This is a genomic window from Photorhabdus laumondii subsp. laumondii (assembly GCF_003343245.1).
Classification (GTDB): domain Bacteria; phylum Pseudomonadota; class Gammaproteobacteria; order Enterobacterales; family Enterobacteriaceae; genus Photorhabdus; species Photorhabdus laumondii.
This window is the reverse complement of record NZ_CP024901.1, coordinates 2,283,531-2,306,417: the sequence shown is the minus strand read 5'-3', so window position 1 is coordinate 2,306,417 and position 22,887 is coordinate 2,283,531. Positions and strand designations below refer to the sequence as shown.

Here is a 22,887-nt window from a genome sequence, read left to right as displayed (position 1 = left end):
TATGGCTTTCCAGCCCTCGCTGCATAATGGCGCGGCAGAACCTGCCGCGCAAACCCAAACGGCGACTCAAGTCGCCACATCCGCACCACTTCCCGCAGGTCAGACACTGATGCAGGTCAGCAGTGCACTGGCGGGGGTGTTGCTATTAATTTTCACCCTCACTTGGTTAATACGCCGTATGGGGCTGTTTTCCAGCAAAGGGAAGACTCAGCAACAATTAAGTATCAAAGCCAGTTGCTCTCTGGGACAACGTGAACGTGTCGTCATTGTAGAAGTTGAAGATAACTGGCTGGTACTGGGTGTCACTGCTCAGCAAATCAATTTATTACATCAGATGCCAATACCTGAATCCAACCGTGATAACACCGAAGGACAAGCTATAAAACCGGCGCTGTTTGGTCAGATTTTAAAAAATACGCTGATGCGACAAGGCAAGGATGATGAAAAAAAGTAGTTCTCTCTTTATGACAAGGGATAAGTTTGCATTGTCATGCCGCCTGGGGATGATACTCGCTGCGCTTATTTTACCGATGGATGCCGCGGCACAGTTGCCGGGCATCATCAGTCAACCGCTGGCAAACGGTGGACAAAGCTGGTCACTACCGGTTCAAACGTTAGTTTTCATTACCGCGCTGACCTTTATTCCCGCCGCCTTACTCATGATGACCAGTTTTACCCGCATCATTATCGTGTTGGGTTTACTGCGTAATGCTTTAGGCACCCCATCGGCACCACCTAATCAGGTTCTACTTGGACTGGCGCTATTTATGACATTTTTCATTATGTCACCGGTTTTCGATAAAGTTTATCAAGATGCTTATCTGCCTTTTAGTGAAGATAAAATCAGTCTGGAAACCGCTTTAGAAAATGGTGCCAAGCCATTACGGCAATTTATGTTGCGTCAGACAAGGGAAAACGATTTAGCGCTGTTTGCTCGTCTTGCTGATCAGCCGCCGTTTGAAACCGCCGATTCCGTTCCTATGCGAGTACTGATGCCAGCATTTATTACCAGCGAACTAAAAACCGCTTTTCAGATTGGTTTTACCCTGTTTATTCCATTTTTGATTATTGACCTGGTGGTCGCCAGCGTATTGATGGCGTTGGGGATGATGATGGTCCCCCCTGCTACCATCTCACTGCCCTTCAAACTCATGCTATTTGTTCTGGTTGACGGCTGGCAATTACTACTGGGTTCTCTGGCACAAAGTTTTTACGGTTGACCTGAAAAGAGGCAAACATTATGACTCCTGAATCAGTCATGGCATTGGGAACAGAAGCCATGAAAGTCGCGCTGGCGCTGGCTGCGCCGTTGCTGTTAGCGGCTTTATTATGTGGTTTAATCGTGAGCTTGTTGCAAGCGGCAACACAGGTTAACGAAATGACACTATCATTTATTCCCAAAATTCTGGCGGTATTTGTCACTACCGTTATCGCCGGACCTTGGATGCTAAACCTATTTCTGGACTACATGCGTGAACTCTACAGCAGCATCCCTGTGATAATTGGCTAATTATGATCTCTTTTAACAGTGAAATGCTGATCCAGTTCGTCAGTGAATTTTTCTGGCCGCTGGTTCGGGTGCTTGCGCTGTTCAGTACTGCGCCATTATTCAGTGAAAAACAGGCACCTAAGAAAGTCAAAATTGGACTGGCCGTGATGGTAACACTGCTCTTGATGCCAAACCTGCAACCTGCGCAAGTGCCTATTTTCTCTGTTACCGCATTCTGGGTGATGCTCCAGCAAATCCTGATTGGGGCATCACTTGGCCTGACAATGCAAATTGCCTTTGCAGCAGTACGTTATGCCGGTGAAGTGATTGGTTTACAAATGGGGCTCTCATTCGCTACCTTTTTTGATCCCTCCGGCGGCCCGAATATGCCTATTTTGGCGCGAATCTTTAACCTCTTGACCTTACTGTTATTTTTGGCCTTTGACGGTCACCTATGGCTATTATCGGTTCTGGCAGACACATTCCAGATTCTACCGATACAACCACTGCAACTCAGTGCTCAAGGATTTTTACTGCTAGCACAAAGCGCCAGTATGATATTTATCAACGGCATGATGCTGGCTCTGCCATTAATAACACTATTATTAACACTGAATTTATCATTAGGGATTTTAAACCGGATGACACCACAACTTTCCATCTTTGTGGTCGGTTTTCCGTTAACACTGACTACCGGTATATTGGTACTCACGCTTTTAATCCCGATGTTAGCGCCATTTACCGAGCGTATGTTTAGTGAATTGTTTAATCGACTGGCGGTCATTATCAGTGGAATGGTTATTTAAAGATATTATTTAAAACAAAGTTTACCTAGAAAAAATCCGTATTTTATATGATATAAATTGTACTATTTATGCTATAAAATCTTATCGATAAGTAAAAGAAACACAGGTTTTAATTAGCCATACTCTATGGATTTCAAGATGCCTCTTTGTTAGCTGCACTCACTCACCCCCGATCACATCGTTATCTATGCTCCCGGGGATTCGCTCCCTTGCCGTCGCGATCCATCTTGAAATCTGTAGGGTATATGTTACACAACAAAGTCAATATTGGTACCAGCGCCCATGTTTTTATGCACGGTACCTGTTATTTTTCATACTCTTAATATGGCAATCAGAGTGTATTGATAAAATCGTATTAATTGAACAAAATTATCGATGTCCGCCCATTGATGACTTTTTATGTAAAACAGAATCCCGCTCTGGTCATTTAAGTGATATCTTTTTACGCTGAACACATGTTTCAACAGACCATTTAACCAAGTCAATCGTCGATCCTCTATCCATTCGAAGGCATGAAGCAACCGTAATTGCCTGAGAGCAAGCAATTACAAAGCGGTCCCCTGAACTTAGATTTCTTTCAACAGCGTTGAATCGTTCAATATAATCACTGAACCGAGAAAAGATTTCGTCCTGTGGGTTCTCAATTTTTGGCGGATTAACTTCCTTTTTACAAACCAAGATTGCATCAAGATTGATAGGATCTTTTGCTGCACTTTTAGGGCTGGCAACAGACATTTCAGCTTTTACCGGGTGAGCAGCTACAATGTCAAAACCAGCTTTAGTGACAGAATCGTATATTGCCATCCAGCCGTCTATTGTCGAATGATGATAACTGAAACACAAGAGACCATCTTCTTTAAGCACTCGGTTGCATTCCTTAAAAATACTGCAAATTTTCCTTGTGAAACTTTCGTTATCCCTATCTTGAACTTCATTTTCATGTGATGAATCTTTTCTATTTAAGTATTCATATTCGCCACTAAGAGCATTAGAAAGCCAGGCATAGAAAAAGTCACTCAATTCACTATAGTGAACAAAATCAAAATACGGTGGATCAGTAATTACCGCATCAACCGATGAATTAGGGATGGGAAGTGAAGAACTGTCCGCATTCAAAATCAAAGCACCTTGAGAAGCGTTTTTGAACGTTTCCCATGATTGAGTAGGATTTACCCTTATCGGATCACTGCAAACGACTTTTTTTGAAAAACATTTTGCCCCATTGTTTTCAATGAATACTTCAAATGGTTCGTCAAGATAGGTCTTCGCCTTAATCAAACGACTTTCAAATAATGTCGAAAATGTACCGCTGCTTTTCCCCGGTGTTCCCCATATACTATTTTCTAATGGTGTTCTCTCTGGTTTCAAAATATGGTTCGAAAACATATGACGAACAGCACCAGTACCTTCTCCCTTAAAACTGCAAAACAGGTTATTAAATTCAAGTGTTCCACTGAACAGGCAAACAAAATGATCCCGAATCACCTTGTCTTTAATTTTCAATATCCGTTGAAGCAATAATCCAAGACATAACAATTGACGTTCATTAAAGAAGTCACACCAATTATTGTAATTATATCCACGTGCTTGGTTCGTGTTATATCCAGCTCTAACTTTCATAGTAGGTAATGGAAGATCGCCTTTGATCAGGGAAAAGCGTTCACGCGTTTCATTAAAAAGGTCGTAGTCATATTGGGTCGGTTTGATATAGACCTTTTCACCTGCTTCGTTAAGCGCCATAATGGCATATAATTTATGCTTGGGTGGACACTCTTTGCTAGATACCAATTCCTTGATTTTGTATTCATTACCTCTACTGTCAATAATTTTTGTTCCCCTGGCAGGTCCATTTTGGGGGTTAAAGTTATGTGAGCAGCAAGGGCATTTAATGTCAGTACTATTGTATTTCCCCACAATAATAGATTCGCATGACGGACACCATATTTGCGAATCCGGTTTCTTGCTAGCGTAGACATTTTTACTGAATACATAACTTGAAAACAACGGAATTTCTTCACCCTCTGGCGTGGCGACAACCTTCACCCAAAAATAGTAAAGTGCCGGCGTGGATTTCGACGCATCGGGAACCATTGTTGTATAGTAGGAAAGGATTTCCTCTTTTACATCCCGTTCAATGGATTTAAATTCTTTTTTCAGTTCATTTATATTCACGCTAGCCATTGCTTGTGTGACTAAGAATGTACTAACTGGGTTAACATCACATCCTATAATACTTGCTCCAAGCTTCGCCGCTTCCCCCAATGTGGTTCCCGAACCCATAAAAGGATCAAGCACAACCTTTCCGGTATATTTTTGGTATTCGTAAAAATCCTTCCATTGGCCTTCAGTAAGAGCACCGGAAACAATAGAACGGAATACGCTTCCTAAACGCTTCGCCCACCATTTATGAATATGGTAGATAGGACGGTTAATTTCCTTTCTGTAACTTTCGATTTCCGCAATTGGATCAATCTGCTCGAAAGGAAAATCATTTTCAATTATATACTTCATATTATTTTGTTAACACTGGCATAGAGACAGACGTACGTATTTTTGCTATACGTGCTTTGCAGTCAGCAAAAATATCTTCAATCAGAACAGGTTCAACAGATTAATCAGGCTTTCCATTATCAATGATATTGTACAAAAAATTGTTTTCGTAAATGTCGTACCTTGATACTTCTTCTGTAGCCAAATGCGATATCTGAAGGTTTTCACAATCAAATTTTTTCGCTACAAAAACTTTTCTTGTATGAAAACACTTCAATTTGTAGTTTAGTGGATTAGGGTACGTATACATTGCCCGATGACGAACAGAACCTTCACCGTACGGACCGTGGTTATACTTGGTTTGGTTCGCAACTTTGGCTTTCTTATAAAGATTAAAATCATAGTTGATGAAATCACCGTGCATCAAAATGAAAGTTACAATACTGCTATTGTCATTGCTCAATAATGCGTACATGTAATAACAAGGAATCTCGACCATTGCATTGCCCATCTTTATCAAAGCAGTTCCGCACGGCAAGCAACTATTGTAATCCATAGTAAGACCACGTGAATCAGCGCCATTCGGCTTCTGAATTAACTTTTTAACTTCAAGCCCAACAATGATACCCGTTCGCTTGTCACGAATAATAATATCAGGGGTAGTCAGCTTACCTGAACGAACAACTTCCAATTCAGGAAATGCTTGTTGGAGTTTTTGTTCAATCAAGCAATCAAAGGGATCGTCTTGAACTGTACCAACCAAAGAAGGCACACGCAGGTCAACAGGTATAACACCATTATCATTAATCTGACCATAAAAGTTATCGTAAACGGCTTTCATTATTTGATGTTCATTATGGTACATGCACAATCCTTAAGATTATTTTCTAATATTGGTTATTGTTTTCAACCACTTCCATGCAATAGTAACCAGAAACGCTGCCCGCTTTAGGCGTTATACCGTAACAATTTTTAAAAGCAAGATCAAAAGGGAAATCAAATAACACGGGAACCAGGACCAAACTTGGCAAACATGGTTAATTATGAAGCAATTCGCCGAACTTCTGCAATAGCAACTCTTTATCCTGCATATGTCCCGGCTCATAGATATTATACCCTATGGATTTCGAGATACATCGCGACGGCAAGGAAGCGAATCCCCAGGAGCATAGCGAACTATGTAATCAGTGTGAGAGAGTGCAGCCAACAAAGAGGCAGCTTGAAAGATAACGGGTATATCATTTTACCGTCCTTCTGGCAGTATTCTACCCATTTAAGTACTACACTGTACTTACTTTGTAACACATTACGATGGAATCATTAGCTATGAGCGAAACTACTTTTACCTTTAGGGTTGATGATGCCCTGAAAAATGACTTTACCGCAGCAGCGAAATCACTCGATCGCAAAGGCGCACAGCTACTACGTGACTTCATGCGCGATTTCGTGCGTCAGCAACAAGAAGCGAGCGTCCATGATGCTTGGCTCCGCAGGCAAATAGAAATAGGCCAAGCTTCTGCCGATGCCGGCAATCTAGTGCCAGCCGACCAAGTTGAAGCTAAATTTTTAGCCCGCCGCAAAGCCACACTTCGCCGTTTTGAGGCCAAGTAATGCAATTATTTTGGACGCCAGAAGCCATTCAAGACCGTGAGGAAATATATACCTTATGGATTTCAAGATGCATCGCGACGGCAAGGGAGCGAATCCCCGGGAGCATAGCAAACTATATAACCGGGGTGAGTGAGTGCAGTCAACAAAGAGGCAACTTGAAAGATGACGGGTATAAACAACAATCTTTTATTTAAGGGGTAAACCCTTTTAATTTAATTAGGAATAAAATCAATATAAAAAAACAAATAGAAACTAATCTTCATTTCTATAATCACATTTAAAACAGAGAAAGAATTTTATTAAAAAATAAATTCCAATCATCATAAAATTTATATCTGATTTCATCATAAAAAATTGAACTCTACTGGACGCAACCTTATTTTTCCTCTTAAAATATAAGACTTTCCCTTGACGACATAAGAATAAACACTTATATTTTGAGTATCCAAAGCGGATATGCTCTTTTAAAATAGGGAAAGAAATGGTTAAAGTCATTTGGTCTAAAGCTGCAATCAAACAGCTAACGAGGATCGATACTCGATATCAGAAGACGATAAAACAAAAGGTGAGTTCGCTAACAGATTTTCCTCTTGTTGCTCTGGATATCAGAAAATTATCAGGATTCGATAACAGATATAGGCTCAGAGTTGGCGATTATCGGGTTTTGTTTGAATTACTGGATGGAGAACCTAATATCCTGGAAATTCAGGAAATTAGGCGACGCCAGACAAAAACCTATTAACAAATAGGTGAATTTTCCATTTAACCATTTACCTCTAAGGGCTACGTAACTACGTAAACATACGGAGCAAAAGAATATGGCTAGTATTCAATTTATTACAGACGAGCATGGCAAAAAACAAGCCGTTATTTTGCCAATGGACGAGTACGAAAGACTGTTGGCAGCTGCGGATCATGATGAAAATTATCAAATTATTCCCTATACAACGGGACCAAATGACGATGAAACTATTCCTCATGAAGTCGTTTCTATCATGGTAGACGATGAAGTTTCACTACAAGCCGCTTGGCGCATTTATCGTGGACTATCACAAGCTGAGGTAGCGGAAAAACTGGGTATAAAACAAGCTGCCGTTTCTCAGTTTGAGAAATCAGATCGCCCACGCAAAGCAACGATTGAAAAATTAGCGGATTTATATGATTGCCGAATAAGTCAACTAGTGCTCGACTGATTAAAGTTAGTAAAAAGTTACCAATACGACCAGGGTGAGATCTCACCCTGCTGTTTTCCCACCAATGAAATTTCTGCCGGTATACCACCCGTTTCATCAACCACTCAAATATCCCCTATCGGTTCAATCTGGTTATAATGAAAAACCCATTTCCCGACTTTTAACACTAATTTTGTGAATATAAGGGTCCGGGGTTTTACAATCACAAACGGCACTTTTCATGTTAATCGAAAGCATGTTTTTTCCTTAACCAATATTAACACTACCACCACCAATCACAATTCCGCCACAACTCACCGCGTCACCGGTTCTCGCCGCAGGTTTACCATCAACAAAAACGGTACTGGAACCACCGGCAATTATTCGTGAATGAGATGAATGTGGCGCTAAACTATCGCCCTGACGAGCTAAAGGAATACCGTCAACTTTCACGCTGGTCGATCCCGAAATAACCGGTGTCGCGCCACAATCATCATGCGCTGTACCAATATCACCAATCTTTACCGCATTACCCATATTGCTTCCTCCATATCTGGCAGAATTAACATAATTAGTCTTTATCTTGCGTAACCGATAATAGCTTTCTTTTACTGTTCCCATCCAGAAAAAATATCGGGTCAAATAACCCGATATTGCTACCCATTAAATTACCTGAACAAAACGGCCATTAATTAATGAGAAAATCGGCGCAGTAGTACTGAAATAAGTATCGCCATCTTCATTATTAACAGTGTAATAGGATATTGGAGAATATTCTAAAATTGATTTATTCACTAATTTGACCATTCTACCCTTATTCATTATTTTAACGATATAGTCATCCCAATTAATCGGTATCATTTTGAAACTTTTTTCTTTGATATCACTGTTAATAGGTTGATCGGCAAAAACACTTTCTTCACTTTCATCAGTGGCCCAAGCCCAGGCTCTAAGCGCAATTTTTTGTTGTTCCCTAAGAGTATTTATATCTTTGGCATTATAAGCCTGCCAGACCGCCATATAAGCCTGTTGCAATTGCCGACGTTGCTCTGGGGTATCGGTATAAAGGGTTGCCTTCACCCATTCCCAATCAGGTAAACCACTGATTTTTACACTGCGGCTAAATCGGTACAAGGTCATATTAGGAGGAAATTCTTTCGGATTAAAATACTTTTTCTCTACATGCCCATCTTCTACATTTTGAGCCTGTACCACATGGCGTACCACCGGTGTGCTAATAGCAGCATATTTAGCTTCATTCGCGGGTGTTGTTGCCACAGGCTGACCGTTTTTATCAATTGCCACTTCAATTGCCGTCAATACTTCACTTTTTTTACCACGCATAGCCGTCAGTTCCAGCGTGCATTTAGCCTCAGGGTTAAAGTGATTGCGGTCTTTATCTGATAACGCATCTGAGGAAAACCAACCCAACGCACCAAACTCCAGGCTAACTTCATTTTCACCATTTGCCAAGAATAACATAGAGGCCGTACTGGCAGTACCAAATCCCCGTCCTTCTTGAGCCGAATCACGGTTATCCATTCCCGTTACGCCATTGGTTTTAATATCACAAAAGGCATATTGGATATCGAATAAACTGCGAATATACAACCTCGGTTCATTTGCCTGAGCACTTAACATAAAAATCACTCCTGATAACAGCAATAACAGTTTCAATCTCATTTTATCCTCACATTCCGGGTAATCCGGTGATAAACGGGATGTTATCCATCTTAGGCTTAAAGTTAGGGTCATAACCCATTTCCCACGATGCTGTTTCAGCACCTGGGACTATCTCCGGTCGATTAATAGGCCGCTCTTCTCCTATCAGATTAATTCTTAACGGGGATTCACTGGCTTTTAACGGATCGGCAATAACCCATTTCCACTTCTTTTTAACTTCGATTATAGAATTTCTACTACTATTTCTCCTTGCATCAACAGCTACCTGAATCTCAGCAACAATCCCATTATGGTAGCCAGCCAGATCGATCCCTTTATCATGTTGATCAAGTTCAAAACCCGCCGCTGTTTTTACAGCCACACCCGCTCCCATTGCGACTTCCATTATCATAATATGAGTCTTAAAGGCGACATTCACTTTTCCTTCCAGACTCAATTTCAAATCATTCTTATTACCGGCGTCAAAAGTCCACTGCTTTTGTTTATAAGCGGCACCCAACTGAAAGGACAGATTGCATGTCAAAATAAGGCAACATTCCAGATCTAAATAGTTTTTATCATTTGAATTCCTGCGGGCCAGCGCCTCCCTGAATTTGGCTACCACCTTCTTTATCTTGCAATACGCCGCCCCCATTTGGATAAGATCCAGTTTTGCCGTCATCCCCATAAAAGGTGCGGCACTGAAACCCAAAAAATGGGTACGGTCATCCATCGAAGTGGTTCGGCCATAAGCATAAGCCAGTCCAATATTGATGGGATCTACCTTGAGCTCAAGCAGTTGGTAGCTGCGGGTGCCTTTTGAATCCGGATCGGGCGCCAGGTATTCCTTGGTATAACCCAGTAGCTTTTCCACCCGATTGATAGCCTCTAAATTGGGCAGGGTTTTCCTCACCTGATTAACTTCCGCAAACTTCGCCGAGTAATCCATATCCTGAACCGTTAAAGCGTATTCGACGTTAATGGCCGTCTGTCGGGTCAGATAAAATGGGTCCGTATGGGTTGTCCATCCACTGCGCAGTTTATTGCCATTTTTAGGCTTGACATTTTCCATCGCCTGACGCGCTTTTTTCTGTTCATCACGCCGCTCCTTTACAGAACGTTCTCCGTGGGAAAAATCAAAGCTCAATCCAACCGAAACCATAAAACTGACCGACGGGTAAACCGCTATCGTCGCGTACTGTCGACTATCCAGGCAACCCTGGGTTATTAACTTATAATAACGCGGCTCACTGTACATATCTGTCGGGTTGGCAAGATTAGATAAATAAAACCAGACACTATCCAGGTCACTTTCAATCTCAGCGTCTTTCAGTTGATCTTTATAAAATAATGTCACCTCCTGTGGCGCATTAAATTCTAGCGTTTTCTCTTTCTGTCCCCCCGTTAGCACCGCATGATGTTTAACCGTGTTATTACATTTACCTTCAATCTGTATCGTCCCTTTTTGACCTTTTCCATGATCAATCAGGCTCATCTTAATTGCCGGCTTTTCAGGCCATACCTGAGTATTCTGACCAAAAGTGACGCTGATTTTATAAATACAGGGGTCCGGGTTGTCGCATGTCATGCAAGCAACACCGGCACGGGATGAAATAGTTTGTTCAGCCATATCAATTACCTTTTAATTACCTAATCGGGGATAAAACCCAATTCGCTTTTTAATAATGTTTCCATCCGATAATAACCCGGCCACTGGGGGTCTCTAAGTGCGGTTAACCATGCCAGCGGGATTTGCTCAAACTGATTGATATGTCTCGCCATCAGCAAATAGAGAAACCCGCCAATGGCGCGTTCATCCGTGATTTCATTATCCCGACAAAAATAAAAACAATCCTCTGCTAGGGTTTTATGTTGAATAAATGTGGCCTCATCCATATAGGCGGGAGAATAATGTGTATCAGGGAACGGGTTTTTCAATATCCGGTCTGAATGTGCCGACAGGGAGTCGTATGGCAGATCTATGGTACCAGCGCTATTATAGTAATTGACTTCATTAATAAATCGCGTCAGTTTATTAATATATCGTTGTTCGAATAGCTCATTTAACTGAGCATATTGCTTTGTTGTGATCCGCAACATCTTTTGTCTGGAGCCAGCCTCTACGGGAAATTGTTTTCTGACCGCGTGAAAATTATCTTCATGCTTAACGCCCATCAGAGAAGTGCTAATTTTATTTATCGGCCCCAGAAAACAGTGAATTTCCCAGTCACTGAGGACACTGAGAAACTCCCAGATATTGCGCGGATCGTAAAACCGGAAAAATACCGGTTTATCTTGATCGGGTAATAATACTTGAAGATATTTACGTAAATGCTGACGCAATGTTTTCATATCCGCTTTTGAGTGAAGACAAATTCCCCAACATGTTTGCCATTCCTCCAAATAAAGTCCGACTTTTTCTGTCACCTCCACCAAGTAAGGCGCTACCTTAAGCCGTTCAGGTGGTAAAGATTCATCATAAAGACAAACCGCGGGGGGATTAAAATTTTCCAAGATAAAAAACAATCGGTATTCAATCGCACCGTCAATGACGGCATAATATTTTTCAGCGGCCATCAGTCGTTATCCTCCTTCGGACAATGTGCAACAAACAAGGAGCCGGCACTGGCGGCAGCTTGCAAAATGACCGGATCCGCCGGTCGCAATAAATCTCCGGGACTCCCCCCTGAGTTCAGATTGATAGATGGACCTTTGATATCGACACCATCAGCATGAATAACGATAAAACTATTACCTACTTTCAGACTGATTTTATTGCCGCTTTGCACCGTAATATCACCATTGGTATCAATACTGAGCATACCTTGAACTTTCTGTGCTACATTGCCATCGACCTGCAAAGTTTTGTCACCCTCAATCTGAACAACGTAGTTCCCGGTAGTTTTGTGTTCCTGTTGCCCATCAACCGTTATTTTACGGTTATTGGCAATGACCAGTTCGTCATCATGACCAATGCTGGTTGTACGGTTATAATTAATTCGCTCATCCCAGGAATTCAGTACCTTAATCGCCAAATTCTTCTGAGCATGAATAAATATCTCTTCCCGATCTTTTTCATCTTCAAATCTTAGTTCATTAAAACCGTCCCCTTTATGGGTTTTTGAACGAATTGACATCTGGGTTTTTGCTATCGGCAAAGGGTTAGGCACAACATTACTGGCATGATAGGTACGCCCAATAATAATTGGCTGATCTGGATCGCCATGCAGAAAATCCACCAGCACTTCCTGCCCCACACGCGGGATTGCAATCATGCCCCAGCGCTTGCCAGCCCAAGCCTGACTGACTCTGATCCAACAGGAACTCTGGTCATTGAATTTGCCATATTGATCCCAGGCAAACTGCACCCGCACACGCCCGTATTCATCACAGAAGATCTCTTCCCCCTCCGGGCCAACCACTGTCGCAATTTGCAAGCCGTCAATGCGCGGTTTGGGATAAGGCGAGGGACGCCACACCCGGTTGCGATCGCCAAAGGTGAAGCTGTTCGTTAAGGTCGTCCCCATTTCACCGAAACGGGATTCATCCGCCTGCGGCTGTCTACCGTGATGACTGATTTTAATGACCAGCCACAGGGTATTAAATTGCTCTTTCGGATGATCAGTAAGCGTAAACCCTGATGCCGGCGCCAGAGCAAAACAGTCACTTTGTGCACGGCCAAACATAGCGTCAGTGCGGAGTGCTTCCAGACGATATTGACTCAGGCGCTCGCCACGCTCATCTTTAAAGCGCCCGGGAAAATCATAGTAAGTGTAACTGGGTAAATCTGAACGCTGGTGATTAATTTGGCGTTCGTGATAGTAACAGTCAGCCCCCCACAGCGGATTTTTAAAAGTACGATCCTTCAACACAATGTTGGCAATCCCGACCTGTTCACGCCAGCAGAATCGATTGATGCTGCATTGGCTTCCTGTAGCATCCAATTCTGGGTGATAGGGCAATGAAAATTTGTTATTTATCCGATGAGAATCAATGAAAATAATTATCGGTTCACCCCGCTCCTCAGTGAAATCGAAATAATAAAACATCCCTTCATCAGCCAATAAACGATGGAGAAACGCCAGATCACTCTCATCATATTGCACACAAAATTCCCGTTCAGGATGTTCATAACGCAATTGGCAATAGAAGTTTCTAACGCCATTTTCTTTCAATAATATGTCAATAATCTCAGCCACAGATTGATGCTGAAAAATACGGGAATTAACCCGTAATCCCGCACGCCATAAAGCAGGTTGAATGGTCAAGGCATAATAACTGCGATGACGACCTGTCGTACTTTGTTCAAATTGAGTCACAATCCCAGTTATACTGCGCTCGGGTTTTCCATCACGATAAACGGTCAGTGTCGCAAAATTATCAAGAACATCAGCGAAATTAATATCTGGATCAGCACTGGTTAATGTCGCCTCCAGACAAAATAACGTTGATAGTGCTTCATCTAGAGTAAACTCCACTACAGCAAACGTTTTCTCCGGGAGATGACCCGCAGTCAGTGTAAAAACCAGTCCTGAATCCGCCATTACATTCCTCCTGACTGAGTGAGGTCGAAGCTCCAGGAATTAAATAGATCATGTAAAACAACCATAATTTCACCCTCTTTTACTTAGAGCCTATCCCAATAGGCGTAATTGTTGCAGGCCATTCTTATCAATGAACAGTGAACACGGACAGCGCGGAAAAACCGGAACGTACACGTAGTACGTGAGGATTTTGAGCACTGCCCAGGTTCGCTCTTTATGGCAAAGAAGGGCAAATAAAATAGCCCTATTGGGATAGGCCGTTAAATGATTACCGAAAATATTCACTAGCAAATTCATTAACCAAACTTTTCTCTGTTCAACATATGAACGGGAGGGTAGAAGAGGGAAGAAATAATCAACTTATTTTTTTAAAATAACAACATTTTATTCTAATAAATAGGAGGGGTTTTGGCAGAAAATTTCAATATATTGAATAGGTTACGTTAAAATGAATTATAATGATTTTATTAACTAAAATCGCTGGTCTGAATCAGTAATAAAAATATTGATAAGAATAAATTCACTAAAAACGGAGAACAGAAAACAGGATTATTTAATTGAGAAAATCGCTGGCCTGAGAACCAGCGATTAATATAAATAAGGAAAACCGAATTAACGAAATATCTCAAACAACGACATGCCTTTCATATCAGCAAATGTCTTATATGATGCTTGAAGTACGGCTTGTTGTTGATAATAATTCGAAATCGCTGAGTTCCATTCTACGTCAACCAGTTGACTTAACCGGCTTTTATTCGCCAGGCTGCGTTCCGCCCCCAAATTATCTAAGTCTTCCATTTCTCTCAGTTGTAAACCCAATACCGATTCCACCGAAGAGATATTATTCAATGCGTTGCGAGCGCCGCGGTTAGCCTTATTCAACAATTCCAGCGCATCATCACGACTCTTTTGATCTGCTTCGACGAATGGTGTTTTCAATGACTGAATCGCCATATCTATGGTTTTAAATATATCAGATTCACTCTGGTTGCCATCCGGCTCTTTTATCGGATTACTGGTAGACGAGAGAAAGACTTGCTTCCCGGTATGTCCAATAATCATAGAGCGGTTGCTATCCACTTTCTGAGTTATTTCCTCAGAGCCTCCTAGATAGCTGACTGTGCCGGTTGTACTCTCATCAAAAGGTTTCATATCCGTTTTATAACCGGCAAAAATATAGCGGCCATTACCATCAGTGGTATTACCCAAATTCACCAGTTGTTCTTTAAACCCTGTCAGTTGAATAGCCAGCGAGTTACGATCTTCGTCACTCAATACACCGTTTACTGTGGCTACCAAACTTTCATGAATATCTTGAACCACACCGACAGCTTTGGATACTACACTCAATTGCATGGAAATCGCGTTTTTAGCAAACGAGCGGGCCGTTATATATTGCTGGTTCTGAGCTTCAGCTTGAGCGACCATGACACCCTGAGATGCCGCCATCGGATCATCGGATGGATTTATCACCCGCTGACCACTGGATAGCTGTGCTCCCTGCTGCATCCATTTCGACTGAGCAGTAGTGATACTCGTCATTTTCTGGTCGTACAATATATTGGTACTTACGCGCACAATTTCATTCCTTTTAAATATTCAGCGAAATGCCTAAGATGTCTCAGGCTATTTTTTATTAAATGGCACGTTTATTAGCGACGGAGTTCCAAAATGGCATTAAATAACGTTGTGACAGTCTGGATAACTTGCGCATTCGCCAGATAATATTGCTGTAAGTTTTGTAATGCGCCATATTCTTCATCTACGTTGACGCCGGAAACCGACTGCTGGTCAGCGTAAAGTTGTTTAGTAATATTATTCTGAGTTTCTAAATCAACATTCGCCTCGCTGGTCTGGTTACCAATGGTACTGACCATCGAAGCATAAGCACCAGAAAATGATGCGTTACCCTCTACCAATTTTTTGTTCTGCAATTCAATGAGTTTTTTGGCATTGACGTTATCACTCGCCCCACCATCTTTATTACCGGCAGCCGCCAATTTCGACGCATCTTTAATATTAACCGCCATATTGCCAATAACACCGCTGACGGTTTTCAGTGTATATCGATCGTTTTCTTTTACATTGGTTGGATCAATTTCAACTTTTAGTCCATCAAATTCCAGTGTATTACCTGTCACTTTGGCGGCAATATCCACCTTAACCTTACCAGAAGCATGCTGAATTTTCCAATTAGCGCCATCGTAGCTAATATGATAATCACTATCTTTTACCACCGAGGTATCTGTATATTCCACTTTAAAATTAGCAGAACCTTTATTTTTACTATTGGCAATCACATCCGGGTTATTAAATGTGAAGAAATCTTCACCCGGTTTGCCTTTTAAATCAAAACCAGCACGATGAACCTGATTAAATTGATCGCCCAATACCAACGCTAATCGGTTTAACTGATTACGGGAATTATCCAGTACTTCACTACGCGCCCGTAATGTACCGCCTAATTGCCCTTTATCAATGAATTTTTCATCAATTTCAACAACATCACCAAAACCACGATCATAACCTAATGTAATGCGACTGCTATCCGCATTGGATGAAATCGCTTCTACTCGGTAAGCGGTTGTTCCCTGAACCAGTGTCAATCCCCCCGCAAAAGAGACATTGTAAGAATCGCCATCCTGCTGAATCACACTCACGCCAACCAGCTTATTCAGTTCATTGACTAATTGATCACGCTGATCCAGTAATGCATTCGGCTCAGCACTGCCACCGCCTCTCATACGGGTAATTTCACCATTGAGTTTAGCAAGTTGCTGCGCATAGTTATTAATAGACTCAGCCGAATTAGCGATTCCCCGATTAATGTTATTTTCCATTTTACGCAGGAAAGCATCCGCACTTTGCAACTGGTTTACCAGCCCCTTTGATTTACCAATCGCTGTTGTTCTGGCTGCATCATCTTCCGCATTACTGACAACATTTTGTAAACTGGTAAAGAAGTCATCAATGGTGTTTGACAGGTTATTCGCTTTATCTGCCAGCAAATTATCAATCTGGGAAATTTGCTGAGAATAAGTGGTGAATTCACCTTGTTTCGCCCGAGCCTCAGACAGTTGTTGATTAATGAATTCATTATATTGACGGTTAATACTGGTGACAGTAACACCATTGCCGATAAAGCCAACGGATGTCATCGTGCCGCCGTTTTGATTGACAACTGTCGATTGCCGGTTATAACCAGGAACTTTGGAATTTGCGAGGTTATTACTCACGGTTCCCAGAGCAATTTGAGCAGCTTGCAGGCCACTCATCGCGATATTAATAAGACTGCTGGACATCAGAAGATCCTTTTACGTTTTATTTATGTCTCCGCTGGTGGCGGCAAATAATCTTTCAGCTAGAAACAAAGTCTGAACTGCTTTAATTTATCGGCTGAACTCAATAAAACTTGAGCAAAATAAAGATCAGAATAGTTTACTCAAATCGTAGGTATAGGCTTTTACCGCCTGCTCTCCGGCACCTTTTAGCTGTTGAATCACTGAGACCAGTTTTTTCGCATATCCGGGATCGGTCGCATAACCTGCCTGTTGTAAGGAATAAGCCCCTTGCTCCGCGGTAGCAGAGCGGGCAACGTTGGCGTAACGGGGACTCTCTGTCAGTAATTTGACGTAATCCTCAATCGCTTCCACGTAAGAGCCATAAACACGGAAGTTATCCTTCATTTTCTGTGGCTCACCGTTGATATATTCTGTGGTCAAGATATTGGTTACCGGCCCTTTCCAACCTTTACCCGCTTTAATACCAAACAGATTATGGCTTGGCTTACCATCAGCGGTCAGAATCTCTCTTTGCCCCCAACCAGACTCTAATGCGGCCTGAGCAATAATCAGCAAATGAGGAATACCACTGCGTTGGCTAGCTATCCGGGCAGGGGTCGAGAGCGTAGAGACAAAATTCGTACTGTTCAGGGGGAGCGGTTTAGGTGCCACCTCGGGTTTCGGTACCGTTCGACGGATAAATTGCTCAAGCGCCTGCCTTGGCAAAGTTTGCAAAACGTCGTTATCCAGCGTCATGGGGACCTTACCCGCCATTTCGCCAGGGGCAATTTTGTTGTTAGCAAGCTGCTTGAGCATCATATCGGCAAAACCTAGCCCCTTCTGAGCAATATTCTGCGCGATTTGCTGATCGTATATCGAAGTATAGAGTCGTGTCTGTTCACTGCTCAACATGCCCTCTTTAGGCAGAGCTGAACGCATGCTTTTCAACATCATCTGAACAAAGAGCCCTTCCATTTGTTGGGCTACTTGCCGTAGCCCCTGTTGTGGATCTTTTGCCAGATTGGATTTTAACGCGTTAACCGACTGTACATCATAAGCCGCACCGGGCAGGGTTAAAAAATCATTCATCAAATGATCTCCAATTTCGCCCGCAAACAACCCGCACTTTCCATTGCCTGTAAGATTGACATTAAATCATTCGGTGTCGCACCCAGAGCATTCAATGCTTGAATAACCTGGCTCAAACTTGCACTGGCGTTAACCTGTTGCAACGCACCATTTTGTTCACGGACAGCAACAGCGGGATTACGAGTAACAACGGTACTACCACCTGCTAACGGTGTATTTGGCTGACTAACAACCACTTGATTATCGACAATGACAGAAAGATTCCCTTGAGCAACAGCGCAGCTATCTAGCATGACATTGCGATTCATCACGACAGAGCCGGTGCGAGAGTTGACGATCACTTTGGCATCACCGACATCAACACGGACAGTGAGATTCTGCACATGGGAGAGGAATTTAACCTGCGCACTTTTATCTCTCGGCATACGCAATTGTACTGTGCGGGCATCCAACGGCGTTGCTGTTCCCGTTCCATCCGTACGATTGATCGTATCGCTAATTTGCTGCGCCAGTGAGAAGTCTTCGTTATTTAATTGAAGATTCAGTACGCCATTTTCACCAAACTGGGTAGGCAATTCGCGTTCAATCACTGCACCGTTACTAATCCGACCACCTGCAAGTTGATTGACTTTTACACTGCTTCCCCCCGCGCTGGCACCGGCACCACCAACCAATATATTACCCTGCGCCAGAGCATAGACCTGATTATCAACACCTTTTAGTGGTGTCATCAACAAAGTACCACCACGTAAGCTTTTCGCGTTCCCCAATGAGGAAACCACCACATCAATATTCTGCCCGGCACGGCCAAACGGCGGTAACTTCGCGGTGACCATCACGGCAGCCACGTTTTTCAACTGCATATTGGTTCCCGGAGGAACAGTAATCCCCAATTGGGATAACATGTTGCTTAAACTTTGGGTGGTAAATGGCGTCTGAGTCGTCTGGTCACCCGTTCCATCCAGCCCAACTACTAATCCATAACCAATCAACGCATTTTCCCGTACTCCTTGAACCGTGGTGAGATCACGGATACGTTCTGCTGATGCCGTCGTTGTCACCAGAGTCAGCAATACAAGAAGAAGGCTGACAGCAAATTGTTTTATCATAACCATCCCCTGTTAAAATGGTGCAACATTCAGGAAGAAACGCTGTAACCACCCCATGTTCTGCGCTTCATTGATATAGCCATTCCCCACATATTCAATGCGAGCATCAGCGACCTGATTGGAACTGACCGTGTTATTAGCATTAATTGTCCGTGGGTTAACGACACCGGAAAAACGAATAAACTCGGTTCCCTGATTGATAGCTATCTGCTTTTCACCAACCACATGCAAGTTACCGTTTGCCAGTAACCGATCGACTGTCACGGTAATCGTCCCTTTGAAGGTGTTATTCGCATTAGCGCCGCCTTTCCCACCAAACGTGTTCTCGGCTTCCATGTCCAGATCGGTTTTATCTCCACCAATTAGCCCTTTCAGGAAACGGGGAGTCAGTGCTGCGGAAAACGTGTTTTTCCCATTACGGCTGGCATTAGCCGAAGAGTTCTTACTGGCGCTGACATTTTCCTGCAATGTAATCGTCAGGGTATCGCCAATATTTCGTGGTCGGCGATCTTCAAATAGCGGCTGATAACCATAATAAACCGGCTGTACTACTTGAAAAATAGCACCATTAGGGACTGGTGCAGTTGCCACAGAAGGTGCGGCGGTGGTTGCTCCCTCAACCAGGGGTTTTTGCGGTATATACGCACAGCCCGTTAGTGACAATACCGCCAGTGCTATACTACAACGCCATTTATTCGCCATATTTTTCCGTAAATGGCGGAACTGACAAACGGCGCTGGTCTCGGCAACAGCCATTGTATCCATCTTCGATACTCTTAATTTATCCCTGAATAACGGGGAAACTGAATGTTCCCCCGCGGTTCTGATTGACGATTAGGTTATAACTGAGTCAGTTTTTGTAGCATCTGATCAGACGTCGACACCGCTTTACTATTAACTTCATAAGCACGCTGAGTCTGAATCATATTGACCAATTCTTCCGCGATATTGACGTTAGATGTTTCGACATATTTATGCTGGAGCAATCCTGCGCCATTGATTCCCGGTGTATTTTCAATCGGTACGCCAGAGCTGCTAGTCTCTACATAAAGGTTTTCACCGATACTTTCTAACCCACTGTCATTGATAAAAGTTGTCAGAGTAAATTGACCAACTTGCTGAGGTACCGATTGCCCCTGTACTTTCACACTGACAATACCATCACTGCTAATGGTGAGGTCCGTCGCATTATCAGGAATGGTAATAGTAGGGAAGATCAAAAAACCGTTAGCGGTTGTCAACTGTCCGTTTTGATCTTCCTGAAATGAACCGTCACGGGTATAAGCACTGGTACCATCAGGTAACTGAACCTGAAAGAAACCCTTTCCTCTAATGGCAACATTATGGCTGTTATTAGTTTCAGATAAGTTTCCCTGACTATGTATACGTTCTGTTGCTACCGGGCGTACCCCAGTACCTATCTGTAAACCAGAAGGTAAGCGAGTTTGCTCCGATGACATCGCCCCTGGTTGACGAATGTTCTGGTAAAGCAGATCTTCAAAAATGGCACGCTGGCGTTTAAAACCATTGGTGCTGACGTTTGCCAAGTTGTTGGCAATCACATCCATATTGGTTTGCTGGGCATCCAGCCCAGTTTTAGCAATCCATAATGATCGGATCATCGGTTTTATCCTCTGTGTCTAAATCAACTCATTGCTAATAGCTGATTAGCACGTTGTGCATTTTCATCTGAGCTATGGATGACTTTCATCTGCATTTCAAAACGGCGGGCATTGGCAATCATGCTCACCATGCTTTCCATTGGGTTGACGTTACTTCCTTCAAGCACACCGGGCATTAATTTCACCTCATCACTGGCTGGCAAGACATCACCCTGTAACCCTTGCGCCTGTTCCGTCATGTGAAAAAGGCCATCATCGCCGCGGACTAGCTGATCGCTCTCCGGTTTCACCATTTTCAATCTGCCAAGTTGCCCCAACTGTGTTGGCGGATCACCAGGAATCAGTGCAGATATAGAACCATCCGTCGCCAGGGTTAACTCAGCCTGTGGCGGAATATTGATCGGGCCGTTGTCCCCCATCAACAAGTTACCTTGAACAGTTAACTGGCCTTCCGCTGAAATCTGAATGCTGCCGTTACGCGTGTAAGCCTCAGACCCATCTTCAAGCTGAACCGCCAGATATCCCCCCTGCCCAATCGCCACATCCAACGGACGAGAGGTATAGTTCATCGGCCCCTGACGATTGTCAGAACCCGGCGTTGAAGCCACAACCAAAGTACGGGTATTAAAGGCAGCCCCTTCAACAGGCACCGCTCGCAAAGCAGCCAGTTGCGCCTTAAAACCCGGCGTCGAGGCATTAGCCAGGTTATTTGCCGTCACTGCCTGATGTTCTAGTGTCTGACGAGCACCGCCCATTGCGGTATAAATGACATGATCCATAATGCTATCCTGAAACTATCAGCGCATGCTGACCAGCGTTTGTAGGATCTGATCTTGGGTTTTAATGGTTTGCGCACTGGATTGGTAGTTGCGCTGCGCCACGATCATATTAACCAGCTCCTGGCTCATATCGACGTTGGATGCTTCCAGCGAACCACTGAGCAATTTGCCAAAACCGCCAGAATCCGCAATGCCAACCACTGGGTTACCTGAAGCGCTCGTCTCTACCCAAACGTTATCACCCTTCGCTGCCAGTCCTTCTGGGTTAGCAAAGTTAGTCAGAACGATCTGACCTAATAATTGGGATTGCTCATTGGTATAGGTGCCGATGACACGGCCATCTTGCTCAATACGGTAGCCCTTGAATTCACCTGCGGCATAACCGTCTTGCTTGGGTGCTGATATGCTGTCAGTATCAATCTTTTGCTGTTTACTGCCATTAAAATCAATAGTGATATCAGCGGCATTAGAACCATTCAGAGAAGGAACATTAAATGTAAACTGATTATTGTCACCAATTAGTTTACCGTTGCCATCAAATTTCAACGTCCCCAACGAAGCGGCTTTAGCGCCCTCAACCGCACTATCCTGAGCATGAACCTGCCATTCGTTATCATTCGTTTTCACAAAGAAAACCTGGATAGCATGTGGGTTACCCAAGCTATCAAAGGTGGTAACACTGGTAGGATAGTTATAAGAATCGTTATTTTCCGGCGAGAAAGCCTCTGTCGGTTTTTTATGCATCGAATTAAGGTTGGCTGTCATCGTAACCTTAGTTGTTGCTTTAGCCATCAATATACCTTGAGGTATTGTAATTGGCTCTGGGTTAGCCCCTTTCTGAATCTCCGGCGCGCCACCATTGACGCTGGCAGCGGGATAGCCGGTCAATTTCATGCCTTGCATGTTGATAATATTGCGGTTCTCATCCATCTTGAATTGGCCGTTACGGGAATAATAAATCCCGCCATCACCGCCTTGCATACGGAAAAAACCGCCCTGCGTGATCGCCAGATCAAGTGTTCGGTTAGTCGTCGTTGGCGTACCATCTTTAAAATTCTGATTAACACCCGATACTTTTACCCCCAGTCCCACCTGAGAACCGGCAAAAATGTCAGAAAAAGCAACCGTGCTGGATTTAAAACCATATGTCGCCGCGTTAGCGATATTATTACCAATAACATCCAAATTACCTGCCGCGGCATTCAAACCACTTACTGCTTGTGAAAAAGCCAT

At 43.2% G+C, this 22,887-nt stretch carries 22 protein-coding genes; 7 read left to right on the top strand and 15 right to left on the bottom strand.

Going from position 1 to position 22,887, the window contains the following annotated elements:
- The first annotated feature begins 1 nt into the window (after position 1).
- The 4 genes from fliO to fliR are packed head-to-tail and all read left to right on the top strand — an operon-like array spanning position 2 to position 2,295.
- Positions 2-454 (top strand): flagellar biosynthetic protein FliO, encoded by a 453-nt coding sequence (gene fliO / locus PluTT01m_RS10005; RefSeq protein WP_041380047.1) that lies wholly within the window; start codon positions 2-4, stop codon positions 452-454.
- A 49-nt stretch (positions 455-503) separates the two neighbouring features.
- Positions 504-1,220, top strand: coding sequence for a flagellar type III secretion system pore protein FliP (gene fliP / locus PluTT01m_RS10000; RefSeq protein WP_109791968.1), 717 nt, complete (start codon positions 504-506; stop codon positions 1,218-1,220).
- 20 nt (positions 1,221-1,240) lie between these two features.
- Entirely contained in the window at positions 1,241-1,510 is a 270-nt protein-coding gene (gene fliQ, locus PluTT01m_RS09995; protein WP_011146199.1) for a flagellar biosynthesis protein FliQ, read from the top strand.
- Between the two features lie 2 nt (positions 1,511-1,512).
- A complete protein-coding gene (gene fliR / locus PluTT01m_RS09990; RefSeq protein WP_011146198.1) occupies positions 1,513-2,295 on the top strand; it encodes a flagellar biosynthetic protein FliR in 783 nt (260 codons plus the stop codon).
- A gap of 423 nt (positions 2,296-2,718) precedes the next feature.
- Here the strand turns inward: fliR and PluTT01m_RS09985 are convergent, their stop codons facing one another.
- Positions 2,719-4,806, bottom strand: coding sequence for a DNA methyltransferase (locus PluTT01m_RS09985; protein ID WP_011146197.1), 2,088 nt, complete (start codon positions 4,804-4,806; stop codon positions 2,719-2,721).
- Between the two features lie 100 nt (positions 4,807-4,906).
- Positions 4,907-5,650 carry a hypothetical protein gene (locus tag PluTT01m_RS09980; protein WP_011146196.1) on the bottom strand — a complete coding sequence of 248 codons (744 nt, stop codon included), beginning with the start codon at positions 5,648-5,650 and terminating at the stop codon, positions 4,907-4,909.
- Between the two features lie 461 nt (positions 5,651-6,111).
- Between PluTT01m_RS09980 and PluTT01m_RS09975 the strand changes: the two genes are divergently transcribed.
- The 3 genes from PluTT01m_RS09975 to PluTT01m_RS09965 all read left to right on the top strand — a co-directional run bounded on the left by PluTT01m_RS09975 (position 6,112) and on the right by PluTT01m_RS09965 (position 7,589).
- Entirely contained in the window at positions 6,112-6,396 is a 285-nt protein-coding gene (locus tag PluTT01m_RS09975; protein WP_011146195.1) for a CopG family ribbon-helix-helix protein, read from the top strand.
- A 481-nt stretch (positions 6,397-6,877) separates the two neighbouring features.
- Positions 6,878-7,138, top strand: a complete 261-nt coding sequence (locus tag PluTT01m_RS09970; RefSeq protein WP_011146194.1) for a type II toxin-antitoxin system RelE family toxin — start codon at positions 6,878-6,880, stop codon at positions 7,136-7,138.
- Between the two features lie 76 nt (positions 7,139-7,214).
- Positions 7,215-7,589: a helix-turn-helix domain-containing protein gene (locus PluTT01m_RS09965; protein ID WP_011146193.1), complete on the top strand. Its 375-nt coding sequence runs from the start codon at positions 7,215-7,217 to the stop codon at positions 7,587-7,589.
- A gap of 246 nt (positions 7,590-7,835) precedes the next feature.
- On the opposite strand, the gene PluTT01m_RS09960 is transcribed toward PluTT01m_RS09965, so the two are convergent.
- The 13 genes from PluTT01m_RS09960 to flgE all read right to left on the bottom strand — a co-directional run bounded on the left by PluTT01m_RS09960 (position 7,836) and on the right by flgE (position 22,887).
- Positions 7,836-8,105 carry a type VI secretion system PAAR protein gene (locus PluTT01m_RS09960; RefSeq protein WP_011146192.1) on the bottom strand — a complete coding sequence of 90 codons (270 nt, stop codon included), beginning with the start codon at positions 8,103-8,105 and terminating at the stop codon, positions 7,836-7,838.
- Between the two features lie 126 nt (positions 8,106-8,231).
- On the bottom strand, positions 8,232-9,209 hold the full coding sequence (locus PluTT01m_RS09955) for a hypothetical protein (protein WP_228956958.1): 978 nt from the start codon (positions 9,207-9,209) through the stop codon (positions 8,232-8,234).
- A 49-nt stretch (positions 9,210-9,258) separates the two neighbouring features.
- Positions 9,259-10,860, bottom strand: a complete 1,602-nt coding sequence (locus PluTT01m_RS09950) for a hypothetical protein (RefSeq protein ID WP_011146190.1) — start codon at positions 10,858-10,860, stop codon at positions 9,259-9,261.
- Positions 10,861-10,880: 20 nt separating this feature from the next.
- Complete coding sequence (locus PluTT01m_RS09945; protein WP_011146189.1) at positions 10,881-11,807, bottom strand: DUF4123 domain-containing protein; 927 nt, start codon at positions 11,805-11,807, stop codon at positions 10,881-10,883.
- Positions 11,807-13,774, bottom strand: a complete 1,968-nt coding sequence (locus PluTT01m_RS09940) for a type VI secretion system Vgr family protein (protein WP_011146188.1) — start codon at positions 13,772-13,774, stop codon at positions 11,807-11,809. Before PluTT01m_RS09940 ends, PluTT01m_RS09945 begins: the two co-directional genes overlap by 1 nt.
- A 612-nt stretch (positions 13,775-14,386) precedes the next feature.
- Positions 14,387-15,352 carry a flagellar hook-associated protein FlgL gene (gene flgL / locus PluTT01m_RS09935; RefSeq protein WP_011146187.1) on the bottom strand — a complete coding sequence of 322 codons (966 nt, stop codon included), beginning with the start codon at positions 15,350-15,352 and terminating at the stop codon, positions 14,387-14,389.
- A gap of 74 nt (positions 15,353-15,426) precedes the next feature.
- Positions 15,427-17,076, bottom strand: a complete 1,650-nt coding sequence (gene flgK, locus PluTT01m_RS09930; RefSeq protein WP_011146186.1) for a flagellar hook-associated protein FlgK — start codon at positions 17,074-17,076, stop codon at positions 15,427-15,429.
- Positions 17,077-17,202: 126 nt separating this feature from the next.
- The gene (gene flgJ, locus PluTT01m_RS09925) at positions 17,203-18,144 is read right to left on the bottom strand and encodes a flagellar assembly peptidoglycan hydrolase FlgJ (protein ID WP_041380045.1); all 942 of its coding nucleotides are present in this window, start codon (positions 18,142-18,144) and stop codon (positions 17,203-17,205) included.
- On the bottom strand, positions 18,144-19,253 hold the full coding sequence (locus tag PluTT01m_RS09920) for a flagellar basal body P-ring protein FlgI (RefSeq protein WP_011146184.1): 1,110 nt from the start codon (positions 19,251-19,253) through the stop codon (positions 18,144-18,146). The genes flgJ and PluTT01m_RS09920 overlap by 1 nt, the downstream gene beginning before the upstream one ends.
- Positions 19,254-19,265: 12 nt before the next feature.
- Entirely contained in the window at positions 19,266-19,955 is a 690-nt protein-coding gene (locus PluTT01m_RS09915) for a flagellar basal body L-ring protein FlgH (RefSeq protein WP_173362523.1), read from the bottom strand.
- A gap of 137 nt (positions 19,956-20,092) precedes the next feature.
- A complete protein-coding gene (gene flgG / locus PluTT01m_RS09910; protein WP_011146182.1) occupies positions 20,093-20,875 on the bottom strand; it encodes a flagellar basal-body rod protein FlgG in 783 nt (260 codons plus the stop codon).
- Positions 20,876-20,898: 23 nt separating this feature from the next.
- The gene (locus PluTT01m_RS09905) at positions 20,899-21,654 is read right to left on the bottom strand and encodes a flagellar basal body rod protein FlgF (RefSeq protein WP_011146181.1); all 756 of its coding nucleotides are present in this window, start codon (positions 21,652-21,654) and stop codon (positions 20,899-20,901) included.
- An 18-nt stretch (positions 21,655-21,672) separates the two neighbouring features.
- Positions 21,673-22,887: a flagellar hook protein FlgE gene (flgE, locus tag PluTT01m_RS09900; protein WP_011146180.1), complete on the bottom strand. Its 1,215-nt coding sequence runs from the start codon at positions 22,885-22,887 to the stop codon at positions 21,673-21,675.